We start from the raw sequence: 20,265 nt of genomic DNA, 5'->3' as shown, positions 1-20,265 counted from the left end.
TCCAGATATGGAAGGGTTTTTTTGTTCACATCAGATATCGATGTTAGCGGCTTTCAGCGCGTTCTCTTCGATGAAGGCGCGGCGCGGTTCAACCGCATCGCCCATCAGCGTGGTGAACAGCTGGTCAGCCGCGATGGCGTCTTTGATGGTGACGCGCAGCATGCGGCGGCTGTCTGGATCCATGGTAGTTTCCCACAGCTGCTCTGGGTTCATCTCGCCCAGACCTTTATAGCGCTGGACTGACAGACCACGGCGCGACTCTTTCACCAGCCACTCAATTGCCTGCTCGAAGCTGGTCACTGGCTGACGGCGATCGCCACGTTCGATAAACGCATCTTCTTCAATCAGGCCGCGCAGCTGCTCGCCCAGACCACAGATTTTACGGTATTCCGGTCCATCAATGAACTCGCTGTCCATCGGATAGTCGGTATCAACGCCGTGCGTACGCACACGCAATACCGGCTCGAACACGTTCAGTTCGCTGTTGGTGCGTACGTGCGCCATATAGCTGCTGCCGTGCGCTTCGCGCTCGCTCAGGTATGCGACTAAACCTTCAATCCAGCCTTTAACTGCGGCTTCATTGCTGAGATCGCTGAGGGTTGGATGGTAGATCAGGCCACGCAGCATTGCCGTTGGGAAGCGACGTTCCATACGCTTGATCATGCGCTGGGTGCTGTTGAAATCACCCACCAGATTTTCCAGCGGCTGGCCGCCGAGCGCCGGTGCGCTGGCGTTGGTGTGCAGTGTTGCGCCATCAAGTGCGATAGCGATCTGGTACTGATCCATCGCTTCGTCATCTTTAATGTATTGTTCCTGCTTGCCTTTCTTCACTTTGTACAGTGGCGGCTGAGCAATATACACATGACCACGCTCGACAATTTCCGGCATCTGACGATAGAAGAAGGTCAACAGCAGCGTACGGATGTGCGAGCCATCGACGTCGGCATCGGTCATGATGATGATGCTGTGATAACGCAGTTTGTCCGGGTTGTATTCGTCGCGTCCGATACCACAGCCGAGTGCGGTGATCAGCGTCGCCACTTCCTGAGAGGAGAGCATCTTGTCGAAACGCGCTTTCTCCACGTTGAGGATTTTACCTTTCAGCGGCAGGATCGCCTGGTTCTTACGGTTACGTCCCTGCTTGGCAGAGCCGCCCGCTGAGTCCCCTTCCACTAAGTAGATTTCAGACAGCGCTGGGTCACGTTCCTGGCAATCAGCCAGCTTGCCCGGCAGACCAGCCAAGTCCAGCGCGCCTTTACGACGGGTCATTTCACGGGCGCGGCGCGCCGCTTCACGTGCACGCGCGGCATCGATAATTTTGCCAACCACGATTTTCGCGTCTGACGGGTTTTCCAGCAGGTATTCGCTCAGCAGTTCGTTCATCTGCTGCTCAACCGCGGATTTCACCTCAGAAGAGACCAGTTTGTCTTTGGTCTGTGAGGAGAACTTTGGATCCGGCACTTTCACCGAGACCACAGCAATCAGGCCTTCACGCGCATCATCACCGGTGGCGCTGACTTTGGCTTTTTTGCTGTAGCCTTCTTTGTCCATATAAGCGTTCAGCGTACGCGTCATTGCCGCACGGAAGCCCGCAAGGTGCGTACCGCCATCGCGCTGTGGAATGTTGTTGGTGAAGCAGTAGATGTTTTCTTGGAAACCATCGTTCCACTGCAGCGCGACTTCCACACCAATACCGTCTTTCTCGTTAGAGAAATAGAACACGGTTGGGTGAATCGGGGTTTTATTCTTGTTGAGGTACTCAACAAACGCCTTGATGCCGCCTTCGTAGTGGAAGTGGTCGCTCTTGCCGTCACGCTTGTCTTCCAGACGGATAGAAACACCCGAGTTCAGGAAGGAGAGTTCACGCAGGCGTTTCGCCAAAATGTCATACTCGAACTCCACCACATTGGTGAAGGTTTCGTAGCTCGGCCAGAAACGGACGCGTGTACCGGTGGTTTCAGTATCACCGGATACCGCCAGCGGTGCCTGCGGCACACCGTGCTGGTAAATCTGCTGATGCACTTTACCTTCGCGGCGAATGGTCAGTTCCAGCTTCTGCGAAAGGGCGTTAACCACTGACACGCCCACGCCGTGCAGACCACCGGACACTTTATACGAGTTATCGTCGAATTTACCGCCGGCGTGCAGCACGGTCATGATCACTTCTGCCGCAGACACACCCTCTTCCGGGTGAATGCCGGTCGGAATACCACGGCCATCATCCTGAACAGACACAGAATTGTCCGCATGGATGGTGACGACGATGTCACTACAGTGACCCGCGAGCGCTTCGTCGATTGCGTTATCCACGACCTCGAATACCATGTGATGCAGACCGGTGCCGTCATCGGTATCACCGATATACATACCCGGGCGTTTGCGTACCGCATCAAGCCCTTTAAGGACTTTGATACTTGAGGAGTCATAAGAATTCGACATCAACGTTTCTCGCTCATTTAATCTTCAGGTTGAACCGCTATTTTACCCTGTTCCACGCGGAACATCTTGCCCTTTTCGTCACTCATGTCGATTACATGTTCGACACCAATGGCGCTGACAAATACCTGAGCCTGCGTGGCTTTCAGGCGCTCGGCCAGCAACCGACGACGCGAATCGTCCAGCTCCGAGGCAAAGTCATCAATCAGGTACAAACAGCGACGTCCGCTGCTGCGCGTCAGATATTCGCCCTGCGCTAAACGCAGTGCACACATCAGCAGCTTTAATTGACCGCGTGAGAGTAAATCTTCCACCGGCGTGCCTTCCGCACGGATGCGAAAATCCGCTTTGTGCGGGCCGCTGGCGGTATAGGTGAGCGCGCGATCGCGCTCGAAATTACGTTCCAGCAGTTCGGCAAAGTCGCTCTCTTTATCCCAGCCGCGCTGAAACGAAAACGACAACTCAAACTCTGGTAAAAATTGACTGCAGGTAGCGATGATCTCTTTCGAGATCGCCGCACTGTACTCGGCTCGCCACTGGCTAATCTGTTCGGCCAGCGGCACCAGTTCCTGATCCCACGGGCGAATTTGGCTGTAACGCGAAACTTGTCTCAGCGCGGCGTTACGCTGTTTCATCAGACGCCGTAGATTATTCCAGGCATTGAAGAAACCGGGTGCGGAGTGAAAGCATCCCCAATCAATATAGGCTCTACGGTATTTGGGGCCGCCGTTGAGCAAAGTAAACCCTTCCGGCGTGATCAACTGCATCGGCAGCAATTGCGCCAGCTCCGCCACTTTATGACCGTCACTGCCGTCGATGCGCACTTTGCTATCACCGGCGCGATTTTTGGTCAGCCCCACGGCCAATTCGCGCTCACTGCCTTCAATTCGTCCGTGCAGGACAAACGCATCCTGATCGTGACGAATGACGCGTCCAGCCTGCAAACTGCGAAATGCGCGGCCATGTCCGAGGGTGTAGATAGCCTCCAGCACGCTGGTTTTACCGCTGCCGTTAGCACCCACGAGGAAATTAAAGCCTGGTGCCAGCGTGAGATCGGCCTGCTCGATGTTGCGGAAATCTTTAATCAGGAGGCGGGTTAAAGCCATGAACGAATCCAGCTGCGCATTAAGAAGTGGTTTTCACCTAACCCTGCCATCGAGGGCGTTAACGGCGAAGCTAGTTTGCTCACGGCCAGCGCGCAGTCCCTGGGAGCATACTGAAGTATGTGACCAGGGACGAGCACTGCCCGGGGGCAAAATAGCGAGTAAGTTAGCCCGCTATAAAATCACAAGCGCATTGGCATGACGACGTATGCCGCCGCTGGGCTGGCAACGTCTTCAATTTGCACACTCGAAACCGAATCGGTCAGCAGCAAACGCACGTTTTCGCATTTCAGCGCATTCAGCACATCTAACACGTAACTCACGTTAAAGCCGATCTCCAGTTCAGTGCCGCTATACGACACATCCAGCATCTCTTCCGCTTCTTCCTGTTCTGGGTTATTAGCGGTGATCTTGAGCTGATTTTCGGTGATATAGATGCGAACGCCGCGGAACTTCTCGTTAGAGAGGATCGCTGCACGGGCAAACGCCTGCTTCAGCAGATCGCAACCGGCCTCCAGCGCTTTGTCCGGGTTTTTCGGCAATACGCGGCGATAATCCGGGAAACGGCCATCAACCAGCTTAGAGGTAAAGATAAAGTCACCTACGTGGGCGCGAATGTTGCTGCTGCCGATCTGTACCTGCAGCGGAGTCTCGCCGCCATCAAGCAAACGGACTAATTCAATCACACCTTTACGTGGCACGATCACCGAATGGTTAGGCAACGCCTGGCCAATCGGCATGGAGCAGACTGCCAGACGGTGACCATCAGTAGCGACGGTGCGTAACTCTTCACCTTCAGTCTCAAACAGCATGCCGTTGAGGTAGTAACGCACATCCTGATGCGCCATTGAGAACTGGGTCGCTTCGATCAGACGTTTCAGCGTGGCCTGCGGCAAGGTGAATTCCACCTCGCTCTGCCAGTCATCCAGATTAGGGAAGTCAGTGGCGGGCAGCGTCGATAAGGAAAAACGGCTACGGCCAGAACGCACCAGCATTCTGTCACCTTCCAGCGTCAGGCTAATTTCCGCCCCCTCTGGCAAACCGCGACAGATATCGAGGAATTTACGCGCGGGCACGGTGGTCGCACCGGGCTCGTGGGGCTGCGTTAATGCAACGCGGGCCACCATCTCCATTTCCAAATCGGTGCCGGTCAGACGCAGTACGCCTTCACTCACCTGCAACAGTAAATTTCCGAGGATCGGTAAGGTCGGGCGTCCACCAAGCGGGCCGCTAACCTGTTGCAGTGGTTTCAGCAACTGCTCACGTTCTACAATAAATTTCATATGCGTCAGGAAGATAATGTTCGAATGAGGTTAGAGAAATCTTCTTTGATGTCGTGGCTCTCTTCACGCAACTGCTCAATTTTACGGCAGGCATGGAGCACGGTGGTATGATCGCGGCCACCAAACGCATCGCCAATTTCCGGCAGGCTATGGTTGGTCAACTCTTTCGCCATTGCCATTGCCATCTGACGCGGACGTGCCACCGAGCGCGAACGGCGCTTCGACAGTAAATCCGCGACTTTGATCTTGTAGTATTCGGCCACCGTTTTCTGGATGTTATCGATGGTGACCAGCTTTTCCTGCAGCGCCAGCAAATCCCGCAGCGCTTCGCGCACGAAATCGATGGTGATCGCGCGGCCGGTAAAGTTGGCATTGGCGATGACGCGGTTCAGCGCCCCTTCCAACTCACGCACATTGGAGCGCAGACGCTTGGCAATAAAGAAGGCGACTTCTCCCGGCAGGCGGATATCGTTTTCATCCGCTTTCTTCATCAGGATCGCCACACGCGTTTCCAGCTCAGGCGGCTCGATCGCGACGGTTAATCCCCAGCCAAAGCGCGACTTCAGGCGATCTTCAACACCATTGATCTCTTTAGGATAGCGATCCGAGGTCAAAATGATCTGCTGATTGCCTTCCAGCAGGGCGTTAAAGGTATGGAAAAACTCTTCCTGCGAGCGCTCTTTATTGGCAAAGAATTGAATGTCATCGATCAACAGTGCATCGACGGAGCGGTAATAACGCTTAAATTCTTCAATGGCGTTGTTCTGCAGCGCTTTTACCATGTCCTGCACAAAACGTTCTGAGTGCATGTAAACCACTTTGGCATTCGGCTTGCGCGCAATAATGCCATTTCCCACTGCATGTAACAGGTGAGTTTTACCTAAACCGGTTCCGCCATAAAGGAAGAGCGGGTTGTAAGCCCCACCAGGATTATCCGCCACCTGACGTGCCGCCGCGCGCGCCAGCTGGTTAGATTTACCTTCAACGAAGTTATCGAAGTTATGGCGGTTATTCACATTTGAGCGATAGGTGACATCCGCCGGGGCGGGCACTGAGTCCCAGCTTGGACGCAAGATTTGCGCCGGAGCAGGACGGTTTTCAACAGGAGCAGGGGTACTGTAAGCCGCCATGGCTGGCTGGCTGGTTGCAACCTGCGCAGCCGGGCGCGTGCCCACTTCAAAACGCAGCAAAGGCACATTCGGACCGCAGAATTCATTCAGCAGCCCATTAATACTATTGAGATATTTATCCCGAACCCAGTCGAGTACAAACCGATTTGGTGCATACAAGGTCAGCGTATTGTCGTTTAATTCAGCTTGCAGCGGACGAATCCACATGCTGAATTCGGTGGCAGGAAGCTCATCCTGCAAACGGGCAAGACACTGTTGCCAAAGCGTAAGTGACACGGCGGACTCCACTCGTACAAAATCGATAAGAATTTCAGGCGCTAATAATAGAAACTGTCTTTTTTGACACAGGCGATCAGAAAGCGCCTGCGACCGCTATCCGCGGTAGTCATCCCTGGCGATCGCAGTGAGGATCGTCAGCGGAAGGGCGGATCATAGCGCAAAGCGGCACAGAGATCTTCCCTTTCTACACAGTTTTGATCCAATTTATCCACAGGCTAGTGAAGCGCTAATGAGTTTACGCTTTCTGTGGAAAAAGCGAGCGGTGATCTTGCTGAAAGAGGCAATTTTTCTGGTCGCCTCTCGTTTCCGCGCAATAAATCTGCAAATTGATCGCAAGAAGATCCTGCGCGATCCTTGCGCTTTACCCTATAGCCCGTATAATTCCCCACCCGGCATTATTGCGTGAAGCCTTGATGCCCGGAATCAGCGGGCTGTATCTGGTTTCCAGGTGCCGCGAACTGCGAAGTAAATTGACTCTGGACTGTACAATTATTACAATCCCGCCTCTTTATTAAAGACACATTGAGGCGTAGGTCGATTTACTGGCCCGAAAACGCGTCACCCAGTGAAAATTTTCAAGTTTAGGTAGAAATCGCCATGAAACGCACTTTTCAACCGTCCGTACTGAAGCGCAACCGTTCACACGGTTTCCGTGCTCGTATGGCAACAAAAAATGGTCGTCAGGTTCTGGCACGTCGTCGTGCTAAAGGCCGTGCTCGTTTGACCGTTTCTAAGTAATAAAGCTAACCCTCGTGGTTAAGCTCGCATTTCCCAGGGAGTTACGTTTGTTAACTCCCACTCATTTCACTTTCGTCTTCCAGCAGCCACAAAGAGCCGGTACGCCGCAAATCACCATCCTCGGCCGCCTTAACTCGCTGGGGCATCCCCGCATCGGTCTTACCGTCGCCAAAAAGCATGTGAAACGCGCCCATGAACGCAACCGGATCAAGCGATTGACCCGCGAAAGCTTTCGTCTGCGCCAACATGAGCTGCCTGCGATGGATTTTGTCATCGTGGCGAAAAAGGGGATTGCTGACCTCGATAACCGTGCGTTAACGGAAGCGTTGGAGAAATTATGGCGTCGTCACTGTCGCCTGGCTCGCGGCTCCTGATCGCCCTGATACGCGTTTATCAACGCGCCATCAGCCCACTACTTGGACCTCATTGTCGGTTCCATCCCACCTGCTCGCAGTATGGGATTGAGGCATTACGCCGTTTCGGCGTCGTAAAAGGTAGTTGGTTGACGATAAAACGCGTATTAAAATGCCACCCTTTGAACCCGGGTGGTGACGATCCTGTGCCGCCAAAAACCTTTGATACCAGAGAACATTAACGATGGATTCGCAACGCAATCTCTTTCTCATCGCTTTTCTGTTCGTGTCTTTTATGATCTGGCAAGCCTGGCAGACGGACCACGCTCCGCAGCCACAGCAGACTCAGACCACGCAGAACACAAGCAGCGCAGCGGGTGATGCCGCCTCTTCCGGCGTGCCGGCTAGCGGTCAGGGCCAAACGATCACCGTTAAGACTGATGTCCTGTCACTCAGCATCAATACTCGCGGTGGCGATATTGAGCAGGCACAGCTGCTGACTTACCCGGACAAACTGGGTTCAGACGCACCGTTCCAGTTGCTGGAAACCACCCCCGCCTTCGTTTATCAGGCGCAAAGTGGCTTAACCGGTCGTAATGGCCCGGATAACCCGAACAATGGCGCTCGTCCGCTGTTCACCACCACTCAGGATCACTTCGAGATGGCCGATGGCCAGACCGAGCTGCGTGTACCACTGACCTGGACCGATGAAAAAGGTGTGGTTTATACCAAAACCTTCGTGTTCAAGCGTGGCGACTTCGCGGTTAACGTTGACTACAACATCAATAACGCCTCGCAGCAGCCGCTGGAAGTGTCGATGTTCGGTCAGTTGAAGCAGACCATTGATCTGCCGAAGCATCGTGATACCGGCAGCAACAACTTTGCCCTGCACACCTTCCGTGGCGCAGCGTACTCGACCAGCGAAGCGAAATACGAAAAATACAAATTCGATACCATCGCGGATAACGAGAACCTGAACGCCACCACCAGCAATGGTTGGGTGGCGATGCTGCAGCAGTACTTCGCTACCGCCTGGGTGCCGCGTACTCAGGGTAACAACACCCTGTACACCAGCAACCTCGGTAACGGCGTTGCGGCAATCGGTTATAAATCTTCACCGGTGACCGTGGCAGCAGGCGCACAGCAAGACCTGGGCGCGACCCTGTGGTTGGGGCCAGAAATCCAGGACAAGATGGCCGCTATCGCGCCTCACCTGGATCTGACCGTGGATTACGGTTGGTTGTGGTTCATCTCTCAGCCACTGTTTAAGCTGCTGAAGTTCCTGCACAGCTTTATCGGTAACTGGGGCTTCTCGATTATCGTTATCACCTTCATCGTTCGTGGCATCATGTACCCGCTGACTAAAGCGCAGTACACCTCCATGGCGAAGATGCGTATGCTGCAGCCGAAGATTCAGGCAATGCGTGAGCGTCTGGGCGATGACAAGCAGAAGCAGAGCCAGGAAATGATGGCGCTGTACAAAGCAGAGAAAGTGAACCCGCTGGGTGGTTGCTTGCCGCTGGTTATCCAGATGCCTATCTTCCTGGCCTTGTACTACATGCTGTCAGGTTCGATTGAACTGCGTCATGCACCGTTCATTCTGTGGATTCATGACCTTTCCGCGCAGGATCCGTACTACATTCTGCCGGTTATCATGGGTATCACCATGTTCTTCATCCAGAAGATGTCACCGACCACCGTGACCGATCCGATGCAGCAGAAGATCATGACCTACATGCCGGTTATCTTTACCGTGTTCTTCCTGTGGTTCCCTGCGGGTCTGGTGCTGTACTACATCGTCAGTAACCTGGTGACCATCCTCCAGCAGCAGCTGATTTATCGCGGGCTGGAAAAACGTGGTCTGCACAGCCGCGACAAGAAGAAAGCGTAACGTCTGACTGCAACAGCAGCAGCGTATACTCAAGGGGCGGCATTTATGTCGCCCTGTTTTTTTTCAAAATTTGTACCCTGAATAATTCGAGCGCAGCCAACGCCGCTGCAGCTTGAAGTATGACGGGTAAGAGAGAGAATCATGAGCCACAGCGATACTATCGTTGCCCAGGCGACACCTCCCGGCCGTGGCGGCGTCGGCATTCTGCGTATTTCCGGCGCCAAAGCCGCTGACGTCGCGCAAGCCGTGCTCGGCAAATTGCCGAAACCGCGTTATGCCGACTACTTGCCATTCAACGATGCGGATGGCAGCGTGCTGGATCAAGGGATTGCGCTGTGGTTTCCAGGCCCCCACTCTTTCACCGGCGAAGATGTGCTGGAGCTGCAGGGTCACGGCGGCCCGGTTATTCTGGATCTGCTGCTGAAACGCATCGTGGCGCTGTCGGGTGTACGCATCGCTCAGCCGGGTGAATTCTCCGAACGGGCGTTCCTCAACGACAAACTCGATCTGGCGCAGGCGGAAGCGATCGCCGACCTGATCGACGCCAGTTCAGAGCAGGCCGCGCGTTCCGCCGTGAATTCACTGCAAGGCGCATTTTCCCTGCGCATCAATACACTCGTGGAAGCACTCACTCACCTGCGCATCTACGTGGAGGCCGCTATCGACTTCCCGGATGAGGAGATCGATTTTCTGTCTGACGGCAAAATCGAAGGTCAGCTTAATGCGGTGATCGGCGATCTAGATAACGTGCGCGCCGAAGCGCGTCAGGGCAGCCTGCTGCGCGAAGGAATGAAAGTGGTGATTGCTGGTCGTCCTAATGCCGGTAAATCCAGCTTGCTGAATGCCCTCGCCGGTCGTGAAGCCGCGATTGTCACCGATATCGCTGGCACCACGCGTGACGTGCTGCGTGAGCATATTCATATCGACGGCATGCCGCTGCACATCATCGATACTGCGGGGCTGCGTGAAGCCAGTGATGAAGTTGAGCGAATTGGAATTGAACGCGCCTGGCAGGAAATCGAGCAAGCCGATCGCGTGCTATTTATGGTGGATGGCACCACCACCGATGCCACCGAAGCGGCCGCAATCTGGCCTGATTTTGTCGCACGTTTACCGGCACAACTGCCGATTACTGTGGTGCGTAACAAAGCCGATATGACCGGTGAGGTGCTGGGTCTGACAGAAGTGAATGATCACTCACTGATTCGTCTCTCTGCGCGGACTGGGGAGGGCGTGGATGCACTGCGCGACCATCTAAAACAGAGCATGGGCTTCTCTGGCAATATGGAAGGTGGCTTCCTGGCACGCCGACGCCATCTGCAGGCGCTGGAGTTAGCTGCCACTCACTTACAGCAGGGCAAAGACCAGCTGCTGGGTGCATGGGCCGGTGAACTGCTGGCGGAAGAGCTGCGTCTGGCGCAGCAAGCACTGAGCGAGATCACCGGTGAGTTCACCTCCGACGACCTGCTCGGCAGGATTTTCTCCAGCTTCTGTATTGGTAAGTAGTCTTTACCCTGTTTCCCCCATCATTGTTTGGTTGGGGGAAACATGCGTCTTTGTTATTTGGCACCCCCTCTCCTTTGCAGTATAACGATCGCTGGCCCGTGCTAAAGCGTATCGGCCTCACCCACGATTCATGCTAAACATTAGGCGCAAGTTGCTGCCTGAACAGGAGAGAAACATGAGTACACCGCTCGACAGCGTGGCGCTGAACGCGCTGTTCAATGACGCTCGCACCCACAGCTACTGGCAGGACAAACCGATTTCTCACGATGTGCTGCAGCAACTCTATAGCCTGACCGCGCTCGGCCCGACTTCAGCCAACTGTTCACCAGGACGGTTCGTGTTTGTCACTTCGCAGGAAGGCAAAGAGAAGCTGAAACCTGCGCTCTCCTCCGGCAACGTGGACAAAACCATGGCAGCACCGGCAACGGTGATCGTGGCGTGGGATCCTGAGTTCTATGAAGCGCTGCCCAAACTCTTCCCGCACGGTGATGCGCGTAGCTGGTTCACCAGCAGCCCGGATTTGGCTAAAGAGACGGCTTTCCGCAATAGCAGCCTGCAGGCAGGATATTTAATTCTGGCGGCGCGTTCGCTGGGGCTGGATGCCGGCCCGATGTCCGGTTTTGACCCGTCAAAAGTCAATGAAGCCTTCTTTAGCGAAAGCAAATGGCAGGTGAATTTACTGATTAATCTGGGCTATGGCGAAGCCAGCAAACTGCATGCGCGTTTACCGCGTCTCGGCTTTGATGAAGCCTGCAAATTTGCCTGATTGATTCCAGGCGTCGGGCATTGCGCGACGCCTGTCACTCACATTAACCCAGCGAGTGAAAACCGCTGTTGAAATAGACCATCGGCTCCGCCGCTTCACCTGGCAGTGAAATGCCAACGATGCGCGCCAGCAGCACGCTGTGCGTATTCCACTCCACCACTTTCTCCAGCTGGCAGTCAAAACTCACCAATGCATCAGCCAGCACCGGTGCACCGGTGTTCAGCGTTTGCCACTCACCGCTCTGGAAGCGTTCTGCGCGACGTGCAGACTGACTGAACTGCGCGCATAAATCGTCATGCTGTTCTCGCAAGACGTTCACAGCGAAATGGCCAGCATTCACAAATGCGTCGTGGCTGGATGCACTACGGTTAACACACACCAGCAAGCTTGGCGGCTCAGCAGCCAGTGAGCTAACGGAGGTCGCAATCAGACCCAGCTTTTCGCCCTGAAACTCAGTGGTCACTAAAGAAACGCCTGCGGTCAGGCGGCGCATACCATGACGAAATTCATCAAGTGAGATTGATTCCTGGCGAGTAAGTGAAGTTACTGACATAAAAAAACTCCGACGTGCATGCTGCTGCGATGGGCACGATTATCTTGAGGTGGATTGTTCACGCACTTAGATGTGCTTTTGGTTGCCCAAATCCTACACTACCTCAGACTTTACGGCACCCTATCCGCGCAAAATCAGCAAAAGCGTTATATGCAAATTCAACTGATGGGATTAGCCGCCGCTTCGGTCTTATCTGATTTTTGGTCATTACATGTTATGCCGGATGCAAACCTCTGAGAAAATTCCTACAATAGCGCTGATGATTATCTGACCATTTTCACGGAGCGACAGATGGCTAGTCATTTTGTACGTTGGATGGGTAACTCGCCGCTCTCTTCAGAGCTGTTTCGGGTTCCACAGGATGTGATTAACAGCGCCGAGCGCTTCCCTGACAAGCGCCGTAGCCGTTTTCTCGCCGCACGCGAATTGCTGGCTCAGCTGATGCTGCGCGTCTATGGCATTCGTGAACTGCCGCCGCTCATCACCACCAGCAGCGGACGCCCTTGCTTTGCCGATCCCAACCTCCCTGACTTCAGCATTGCGTACGCCGGTAATATGGTCGGTGTGCTGCTGGCGGAAGAAGGCGGACGTGCGGGGTTGGATATGGAGATTGTCCGCGCCCACAGCCGTCAGACGCAGGACACGCTCACGCAGGATCTCTCATCGGGTGAGAAAGCGTGGATCAACGCGCAGCAGGATTTTATGGAAGCGGTGACGCAAATCTGGACGCTGCGCCAGAGCATTCTCAAATTAACCGGTGAAAGTGAGAACGGTGCCGGTTCGCTGCAGTTGCACCCTGCTGCCGGCCGTCTGCGCTCCAGCGTGTTTCCGGATATTCAGGCGGTCTGTGATGCTGAGCCGATGCTAGTGTGGTCGTGCGCGCTCTCTCCGGGCACTGAGCGCTTATGCCTGTGGGAGATTGATGCACAACAGCAATGGCAGCCATTGCGCGACGTTGAAATGAGCAAACCGAATATTGGCCCGCGCTCGCTGCGTCTGACCAGCCTCACTCCCACCCCCCAGGAAATCGGACATCTCTAACAAAACAGGCCGCAATCGCGGCCTGTTGTTTTTAGTGCGCGTCGATAAACGCGATTTTTAGCACAAACAGCAGGGCAACAATCACCACGCACGGGCTGATTTCACGCCAGCGTCCTGTGCCAAGCTTCATCACACAGTACGAGATGAAGCCCAGCGCGATACCTTCGGTGATCGAGAAGCTGAATGGCATCATCGCCGCCGTGACAAACGCCGGGACCGCTTCGGTGAGATCGTCCCAGCGCACGCGTGACAGTGACGCCGTCATCAAGACTCCCACATAGATCAGCGCACCTGCTGCCGCATAAGAAGGCACCATCGCGGCCAGCGGTGACAGGAACATCACCAGCAGGAACAGAATCCCGGTGATGACCGCCATCAAGCCGGTACGGCCACCAATCGCCACGCCGGAAGAGCTTTCGATATACGCCGTCACTGAAGAGGTGCCGATGAGCGAACCGGTCACCGAGCTGATGCTATCAACATACAGCGCCTGCTTCATACGCGGGAAAGTGCCCTTTTCATCGGTCAATCCGGCCTTATCGGTGACACCGATCAGCGTGCCGGAAGAGTCGAACAGGTTGACCAGCATAAAGGAGAAGATCACCCCCGCCATGCCGATGTTGAACGCCCCTTTAATATCGACCTGACCCACAACTGCGGTCACGGCGGGCGGCGCGGCAAACACGCCGCTGAATTTCACATCGCCAATGGCTAAGCCAATCGCCGTAGTGACCACAATCGATACCAGCACCGCCGCGTGGATATTGCGTGAGGCCAGAATCGCGATAATGAAGAAGCCCAGCGCCCCCAGCAGTACGCTATGCGAGGTCAGGTTCCCGACTGTCACAATGGTGTCGGCATTCGGCACGATGATACCGGCGTTTTTCAGGCCCATCATGGCGATAAACAGGCCGATACCGGCGGTGATGCCGACGCGCAGACTCATCGGGATATTAGCAATCATCCAGTAGCGCACACGCAGCAGCGTGAGGATCAGCAGACCCAGTGCGCCCCAGAAGATCGCGCCCATACCTACCTGCCATGAGTAACCCATCGCGCCGACCACCACAAACGCGAAGAAGGCGTTCAGCCCCATCGCCGGTGCCAGCGCGACCGGCAAGTTCGCCACCAGCCCCATCAGGATGCTACCAAAGGCCGCTATCAAACAGGTGGTGACAAACACCGCCTGAGTATCCATGCCTGCGGCGCCCAGAATTTGCGGGTTTACAAAGACGATATACACCATCGTCAGGAAAGTCGTGAAACCGGCGATCACTTCGGTGCGCGCGGTTGTGCCGTGTTCCTGCAGCTTAAAGATGCGCTGCAACAAGCCCTGATTGTTCATTCAACTGTCCCGGAAAAAAATTTATCGCCGCGTATCCTATAGATTTTAGCGCAGCAAAACACTGATTATTCGCAAACGGTTGCCGGGGTCGCTTTCTACGCTCAGTGCGCTAGAGTGTCAGCTGGCTGTTTAATAAAAGGATGATGTGCGATGTCAGTTGAATGTGTGTTTTTCGATTGCGACGGTACGCTGGTCGACAGTGAAGTGATCTGTACGCAATCCTACATCAACACCTTTGCCCAATACGGTATTGAGCTCTCTTTGCAGCAGATGTTTGAGCAGTACAAAGGGGTAAAGCTCTATGACATCGTGCGGGATGTACTGGCGCAGCATCAGAAAGAGGTGCCGTTAGACGAGTTCGAAACGGCGTATCGTGCAGATGTCGCCCGCCTGTTTGACCTCGACCTAAAGCCGATTGCCGGTGCCAAAGCGCTGGTGGAAAGCGTGAAAGTGCCGATGTGCGTGGTCTCGAACGGGACAGTGAAGAAGATGCAGCACTCGCTGGGCTTAACCGGCATGCTGCCGTACCTCGAAGGTCGGCTGTACAGCGGATACGACATCAATCACTGGAAGCCCGATCCGGAATTGATGTATCACGCGGCGGAGCAAATGCAGGTGCCGATTGAGAAGTGCATTCTGGTGGATGATTCAGAAGCCGGTGCGCGTGCGGGGATCGCGGCGGGCATTCCGGTATTTTACTACTGCGCTGATGCGCACAATCCGGAGTTGGATCATCCGCTGGTGACGCGCTTTGATGATATGACGCAACTGCCCGCACTGTGGCGCGCACGGGGTTGGGATTTGGTGTAAACCCAGGGCGTCATGAATGTCGCCCCTGCAGAAACCGGCGCACGATGTCCGGGCAATGCAGGATGCAAATCGACTGACCCCAAAAGTGTTACCTCTGTGGTCGGTCTGATCTGTTACCTCTGTGCCCGGTGGAACCTGGTGCTGCCTCTACAGAGGCCGATGTGCGATTTTGATCTGTTCGCAGATCTAATAGGGTGCGCATTTATGCGCACCAGGTAACCTAAACGCCTTAGCCAATCGCGCCCAGTGAATCCTCGTTGCTCTGTTTCTTCGGCAGCAGGAACAGTGTCGCAACGATATCCAACAGATAAATCAGCGCCAGCAAAGTGATGGCCGCAGTAAAGGATATTTGCGCCGCCAGCAGGCCAATCACCAGCGGACCAAAGCCGCCAACACCGCGCCCGAGGTTAAACAGTACGTTCTGCGCAGTGGCACGCGCCTGCGGTGGGAAAGTGTCGGAGATCAGCGCACCGTAGCCGCCAATCATGCCATTCACAAACATCCCCATGATCGCGCCAGTGAACAACATCACGGTAGGATCGCGCAGCTGCGCATACACCACCACCATCACCACTGCGCCAAACTGGTACAGCAGGAAAATCTTCCAGCGCGCGAAGCGATCGGCCAATACACCAAACAGCCAGATGCCAAAGGTCATGCCGACCACGGTCACCGCTGTCCACAAGCCGGATTTGGTCAGGCTGAATCCAAAGCTCGATGACAGATAGCTCGGCATCCAGATCATCAAGCCGTAGTAACCGAAGTTCTGCACTGAGCAGAGGATGAAAATCCCGAGGCTGGCTTTACTGGTGGCGCGGTCGGCGAACAGCAATTTGATGCGTGCGGCGAATGATAGCTGCGGCGTCTTCTCAACGTGACGCGTGAAGCCTTCCGGCTCGCCCATGCTACGGCGAATCACAAACGACACCAGTGCAGGCAACAGGCCCACCAGGAACATGCCGCGCCAGCCGATCACACTCAGTAGCGGTGGAGTAATAAACGCCGCCAGCAGCACACCGAGCTGCCAGCCGATGCCGACCCATGCCGAGGCGCGATTACGCTTCTCCTTCGGCCAGGCTTCCGCAATCAGCGCCATGCCAATACCAAACTCACCGCCTAAGCCCACGCCCGCCAGCGTGCGATAGGCCAACAGATCCCAGTAGCCCTGCGCCACCGCGCACAGCCCGGTGAAGATTGAGAACATCAGGATCGTCACGGTAAGAATACGGATACGACCATAGCGATCGCTGAGATGACCAAACACAATGCCACCGATCACCGCGCCGATCAGCGTCCAGGTGACCAGCGAACCGGCCTGAGAGGGATCGAGCGCCAGCGAGACGCTGATCGCCGGTAACATAAAGCCCAGAATTAACAGATCGAAGCCGTCCATCGCATAGCCACTAATGGCAGCAACCATCGCTTTTGCCGGCGTCACGGCGTTTTTTTTCGTTATTGGGGAAGACATTTAACAGCACCTGGCAGAAAAAAGTGCGCCAAGTATAAAGAGAGGGAATCGCGGAGACCAATCAGAAATGAAGATGGCTGCCTGTTTGCCACAGTGGCAACAGGCAGCCGAAACGGCAATTAAGAGGGTTTATTGCTGCCGTCGTCACCTGACAGCAGTTCATCCAGCTTGTCGCCGCCAACGTGACGGAAATCCTGACCTTTAACGAAATAGAAGATAATTTCGCAGATGTTCTGGCAACGGTCACCGATACGCTCGATGGCGCGGGCACAGAACAGCGCCGTCAGTACACTTGGGATGGTGCGGGGATCTTCCATCATGTAGGTCATCAGCTGACGCACAATGCCTTCGTACTCTTTGTCGACCTTCTTATCTTCACGATAGATCTTAATGGCTTCATTCAGATCCATACGCGCGAAGGCATCCAGCACGTCATGCAGCATCTGCACGGTGTGGCGACCCAGAGACTCCAGACTCACCAGCAGAGGCAGGTGCTGCTGGCTGAACTTCTCCAGCGCCGTGCGGCTGATTTTCTCAGCGACGTCACCGATACGTTCCAGCTCAGAGATGGTCTTGATGATTGCCATCACCAGACGCAAGTCGCTGGCGGTAGGTTGACGTTTGGCGATGATGCGCACGCAGGCTTCATCAATCTCCACTTCCATCATGTTGACCTTCTGATCACCGTCGATCACGCGACGTGCCAGCTCGCCATCCTGGTTGTGCATCGCGGTAATGGCATCGGTAAGCTGCTGCTCAACCATGCCACCCATGATCATCACCTGGGTGCGAATGTGTTCCAGCTCCGCGTTGAACTGACCGGAGATGTGTTTGTTCAGATTCAAATTGTCCATGTGCGTCTCCTGAATCAGCCGTAACGACCGGTGATGTAATCTTCGGTCTGCTTCTGCGCGGGCTTGGTAAACAGTGTATCGGTGTCGCTGAATTCGATCAGCTCGCCCAGATACATGAAAGCGGTATGGTCAGAACAACGCGCGGCCTGCTGCATGTTGTGCGTCACGATCACCACGGTGTAATCCTGCTTCAGCTCGGTGATCAGCTCTTCAATACGACCGGTAGAGATCGGGTCGAGGGCTGAGCATGGCTCATCCAGCAACAGCACTTCCGGGCGAATCGCGATACCGCGTGCGATGCACAGACGCTGCTGCTGACCGCCGGAGAGACTGTAACCGCTCTGATGCAGCTTGTCTTTGGTTTCATTCCACAGCGCGGCTTTGGTCAGCGCCCACTGCACACGCTCGTCCATATCGGCACGTGACAGCTTTTCAAACAGACGCACGCCAAACGCGATGTTGTCATAAATCGACATCGGGAACGGCGTTGGCTTCTGGAACACCATGCCAACGCGTGCGCGCAGCAGGGCGATATCCTGATGGGAAGCCAGAATATTGTCGCCATCCAGCAGAATGTCACCTTCAGCACGCTGCTCAGGGTAGAGCGAGTACATTTTGTTGAAGGTGCGCAGCAGGGTGGATTTACCACAACCTGATGGTCCGATGAAGGCGGTGACCTGGTTCTTCGCGATATCCAGGTTAATGTTCTTCAGAGCGTGAAACTTTCCGTAATAGAAGTTCAGATTGCGAACCTGAATTTTACCGGCAGAAGTCGTTGCCATACTCATTGCTCATCTCTCATGTGCAGCGCCGCCGAAGCCGCGCCGGGAAATTAATGTTTGCCCTTGGCGAAAACCACTCGCGCGACAATGTTCAGCAGCAGCACGCACAGGGTAATGATCAACACACCCGCCCATGCCAGGCTTTGCCACTCGGCAAATGGGCTCATGGCGAATTTGAAAATCGTCACCGGCAGGTTCGCGATCGGCTGCATCATGTCGGTACTCCAGAACTGGTTCGACAGCGCAGTAAACAGCAGCGGTGCGGTTTCGCCCGCGATACGTGCCACGGCCAGCAGGACACCGGTAATAATGCCGGAGACTGAAGCTTTCAGCGTAATGGCCGAAATCATCTTCCACTTCGGCGTACCCAGTGCATAAGCCGCTTCACGCATGCTGTCTGGTACCAGACGCAGCATGTTTTCTGAGGTACGAATCACGATAGGAATCTGCAACAGCGCCAGCGCCACCACACCCGCCCAGCCAGAGAAGTGCTGCATCTGTGCCACCACGATGGTATAGACGAACAGGCCCACCACAATCGACGGTGCTGACAACAGGATGTCGTTGATGAAGCGAATCACTTCCGCCAGCCAGTGCTTACGGCCATATTCGGCAAGATAAATACCGGCCATGATGCCCAGCGGTGTACCGAACACCGTTGACCACAGAATGAGTAACCCACTGCCCGCCAGGGCGTTGGCTAAACCACCGCCTGCGGTGTTCGGTGGCGGGGTCGATTCAGTGAACAGTGACCAGCTCAGACCATCAATGCCTTTGGTGACGGTAGTGAACAGAATCCACACCAGCCAGAACAGGCCAAAGGCCATGGTCAGCATCGACAGCGTCAGTGCCACTTTATTTTTAGCGCTGCGTCGTGCCTGCATTTTACGGCGCGAGGCTTCCAGCTCAGCACGAGCATGCATTTCGATAGCGGTCATGAACGGGCTCCTTCACTCTTCGCCAGGCGCAGGATCATCAGTTTGGAGATGGCCAGTACGATAAAGGTAATCACGAACAGAATCAGACCCAGTTCCATCAATGCCGCAACATGCACACCGGATTCAGCTTCAGCGAATTCGTTCGCCAGCGCGGAGGTGATACTGTTGCCCGGCATAAACAGCGAGGCGCTGTCGAGCTGGTAGGTGTTACCGATGATGAAGGTCACCGCCATGGTTTCACCCAGTGCACGACCCAGGCCCAGCATCACACCACCGATTACACCGTTTTTGGTGAACGGCAGCACGATGCGCCAGATCACTTCCCACGTGGTGCAACCAATACCGTAGGCGGACTCTTTCATCATCACTGGCGTCTGCTCAAACACATCACGCATGACCGATGCAATGTACGGAATGATCATGATGGCGAGGATCACGCCAGCGGCCAGAATACCGATACCGAATGCCGGGCCTGAGAACAGGGCACCCACAATGGGAATATTCGACATGATGTTGCCGACCGGTGTCTGGAAGTACTCAGCGAACAGCGGGGCGAAGATAAACAGGCCCCACATGCCGTAAACGATACTCGGGATCGCTGCCAGCAACTCAATTGCGGTACCCAGCGGGCGACGCAACCAGTTAGGTGCCAGTTCCGTCAGGAATAGCGCAATGCCAAAGCTCACCGGCACAGCGATGATTAAGGCAATGATGGAGGTGACGAGGGTGCCGTAGATCGGTACCAGCGCACCAAATTGTTCGTTTGGCGCATCCCAGGTTTTGGTCCATAAGAAGGAAAAACCAAATTTTTGGATGCTTGGCCAGGAGGAGAAAATCAGGGAGACGATAATGCCACCCATCAACAACAACACGATAAGCGCGGAAAGTTTCACCAGCGCGCCGAAAATCATGTCACCTTGTTTACCTGGGGCTTTGAACGTCGGCTTAGTGGCAGCCATAAGTTTCTCGGTTCTCAGAGGAAGTTCAGG

Annotated in this window: 20 protein-coding genes; 9 read left to right on the top strand and 11 right to left on the bottom strand. The window is 54.9% G+C overall.

What is annotated here, in order from left to right:
• Positions 1–30 precede the first annotated feature (30 nt).
• The 4 genes from gyrB to dnaA all read right to left on the bottom strand — a co-directional run bounded on the left by gyrB (position 31) and on the right by dnaA (position 6,228).
• Positions 31–2,439: a DNA topoisomerase (ATP-hydrolyzing) subunit B gene (gyrB, locus tag CRO33_RS13190; protein WP_034830003.1), complete on the bottom strand. Its 2,409-nt coding sequence runs from the start codon at positions 2,437–2,439 to the stop codon at positions 31–33.
• A gap of 17 nt (positions 2,440–2,456) precedes the next feature.
• Positions 2,457–3,542, bottom strand: a complete 1,086-nt coding sequence (recF, locus tag CRO33_RS13185; protein WP_034830004.1) for a DNA replication/repair protein RecF — start codon at positions 3,540–3,542, stop codon at positions 2,457–2,459.
• Positions 3,543–3,721: 179 nt separating this feature from the next.
• A complete protein-coding gene (gene dnaN, locus CRO33_RS13180) occupies positions 3,722–4,822 on the bottom strand; it encodes a DNA polymerase III subunit beta (protein WP_034830010.1) in 1,101 nt (366 codons plus the stop codon).
• A gap of 5 nt (positions 4,823–4,827) precedes the next feature.
• Positions 4,828–6,228: a chromosomal replication initiator protein DnaA gene (dnaA, locus tag CRO33_RS13175; protein WP_097118427.1), complete on the bottom strand. Its 1,401-nt coding sequence runs from the start codon at positions 6,226–6,228 to the stop codon at positions 4,828–4,830.
• Between the two features lie 232 nt (positions 6,229–6,460).
• Here dnaA and CRO33_RS24605 point away from each other — a divergent pair, with 232 nt between their 5' ends.
• The 7 genes from CRO33_RS24605 to CRO33_RS13145 all read left to right on the top strand — a co-directional run bounded on the left by CRO33_RS24605 (position 6,461) and on the right by CRO33_RS13145 (position 11,485).
• A complete protein-coding gene (locus CRO33_RS24605; RefSeq protein WP_166933364.1) occupies positions 6,461–6,637 on the top strand; it encodes a hypothetical protein in 177 nt (58 codons plus the stop codon).
• Positions 6,638–6,828: 191 nt separating this feature from the next.
• A complete protein-coding gene (gene rpmH, locus CRO33_RS13170) occupies positions 6,829–6,969 on the top strand; it encodes a 50S ribosomal protein L34 (RefSeq protein ID WP_000831330.1) in 141 nt (46 codons plus the stop codon).
• Between the two features lie 14 nt (positions 6,970–6,983).
• Positions 6,984–7,343, top strand: a complete 360-nt coding sequence (gene rnpA / locus CRO33_RS13165) for a ribonuclease P protein component (RefSeq protein WP_034830013.1) — start codon at positions 6,984–6,986, stop codon at positions 7,341–7,343.
• Complete coding sequence (yidD, locus tag CRO33_RS13160) at positions 7,307–7,564, top strand: membrane protein insertion efficiency factor YidD (protein ID WP_007893564.1); 258 nt, start codon at positions 7,307–7,309, stop codon at positions 7,562–7,564. The genes rnpA and yidD overlap by 37 nt, the downstream gene beginning before the upstream one ends.
• A gap of 2 nt (positions 7,565–7,566) precedes the next feature.
• Entirely contained in the window at positions 7,567–9,213 is a 1,647-nt protein-coding gene (gene yidC / locus CRO33_RS13155; protein ID WP_038643953.1) for a membrane protein insertase YidC, read from the top strand.
• 141 nt (positions 9,214–9,354) lie between these two features.
• Positions 9,355–10,719, top strand: a complete 1,365-nt coding sequence (gene mnmE / locus CRO33_RS13150) for a tRNA uridine-5-carboxymethylaminomethyl(34) synthesis GTPase MnmE (RefSeq protein WP_097118426.1) — start codon at positions 9,355–9,357, stop codon at positions 10,717–10,719.
• Positions 10,720–10,894: 175 nt separating this feature from the next.
• Positions 10,895–11,485: a malonic semialdehyde reductase gene (locus CRO33_RS13145; RefSeq protein WP_058961702.1), complete on the top strand. Its 591-nt coding sequence runs from the start codon at positions 10,895–10,897 to the stop codon at positions 11,483–11,485.
• A 43-nt stretch (positions 11,486–11,528) separates the two neighbouring features.
• Here the strand turns inward: CRO33_RS13145 and CRO33_RS13140 are convergent, their stop codons facing one another.
• On the bottom strand, positions 11,529–12,038 hold the full coding sequence (locus CRO33_RS13140) for a flavin reductase family protein (protein WP_034830017.1): 510 nt from the start codon (positions 12,036–12,038) through the stop codon (positions 11,529–11,531).
• 291 nt (positions 12,039–12,329) lie between these two features.
• Here CRO33_RS13140 and CRO33_RS13135 point away from each other — a divergent pair, with 291 nt between their 5' ends.
• On the top strand, positions 12,330–13,079 hold the full coding sequence (locus tag CRO33_RS13135) for a 4'-phosphopantetheinyl transferase family protein (RefSeq protein ID WP_097118425.1): 750 nt from the start codon (positions 12,330–12,332) through the stop codon (positions 13,077–13,079).
• Positions 13,080–13,110: 31 nt separating this feature from the next.
• Here CRO33_RS13135 and CRO33_RS13130 read toward each other — a convergent pair whose 3' ends face one another.
• On the bottom strand, positions 13,111–14,424 hold the full coding sequence (locus CRO33_RS13130; protein ID WP_058961700.1) for an NCS2 family permease: 1,314 nt from the start codon (positions 14,422–14,424) through the stop codon (positions 13,111–13,113).
• A 150-nt stretch (positions 14,425–14,574) separates the two neighbouring features.
• Between CRO33_RS13130 and yieH the strand changes: the two genes are divergently transcribed.
• Positions 14,575–15,234, top strand: coding sequence for a 6-phosphogluconate phosphatase (gene yieH / locus CRO33_RS13125; RefSeq protein WP_097118424.1), 660 nt, complete (start codon positions 14,575–14,577; stop codon positions 15,232–15,234).
• 229 nt (positions 15,235–15,463) lie between these two features.
• On the opposite strand, the gene CRO33_RS13120 is transcribed toward yieH, so the two are convergent.
• The 5 genes from CRO33_RS13120 to pstC all read right to left on the bottom strand — a co-directional run bounded on the left by CRO33_RS13120 (position 15,464) and on the right by pstC (position 20,235).
• Entirely contained in the window at positions 15,464–16,702 is a 1,239-nt protein-coding gene (locus CRO33_RS13120; protein ID WP_097118423.1) for an MFS transporter, read from the bottom strand.
• 119 nt (positions 16,703–16,821) lie between these two features.
• Complete coding sequence (gene phoU, locus CRO33_RS13115; RefSeq protein ID WP_038643963.1) at positions 16,822–17,556, bottom strand: phosphate signaling complex protein PhoU; 735 nt, start codon at positions 17,554–17,556, stop codon at positions 16,822–16,824.
• Positions 17,557–17,570: 14 nt separating this feature from the next.
• Entirely contained in the window at positions 17,571–18,344 is a 774-nt protein-coding gene (gene pstB / locus CRO33_RS13110; protein WP_034830029.1) for a phosphate ABC transporter ATP-binding protein PstB, read from the bottom strand.
• Positions 18,345–18,388: 44 nt separating this feature from the next.
• Positions 18,389–19,276 (bottom strand): phosphate ABC transporter permease PstA, encoded by an 888-nt coding sequence (gene pstA / locus CRO33_RS13105; protein WP_034830030.1) that lies wholly within the window; start codon positions 19,274–19,276, stop codon positions 18,389–18,391.
• Positions 19,273–20,235 carry a phosphate ABC transporter permease PstC gene (gene pstC / locus CRO33_RS13100; protein ID WP_034830032.1) on the bottom strand — a complete coding sequence of 321 codons (963 nt, stop codon included), beginning with the start codon at positions 20,233–20,235 and terminating at the stop codon, positions 19,273–19,275. The genes pstA and pstC overlap by 4 nt, the downstream gene beginning before the upstream one ends.
• Positions 20,236–20,265: the final 30 nt, after the last annotated feature.

The organism is Pantoea sp. GL120224-02, from assembly GCF_900215395.1.
Taxonomy (GTDB): Bacteria; Pseudomonadota; Gammaproteobacteria; order Enterobacterales; family Enterobacteriaceae; genus Pantoea; species Pantoea communis.
Note: the sequence above shows the minus strand (reverse complement) of the source record. Positions and strands in the feature narration are given on the sequence as shown.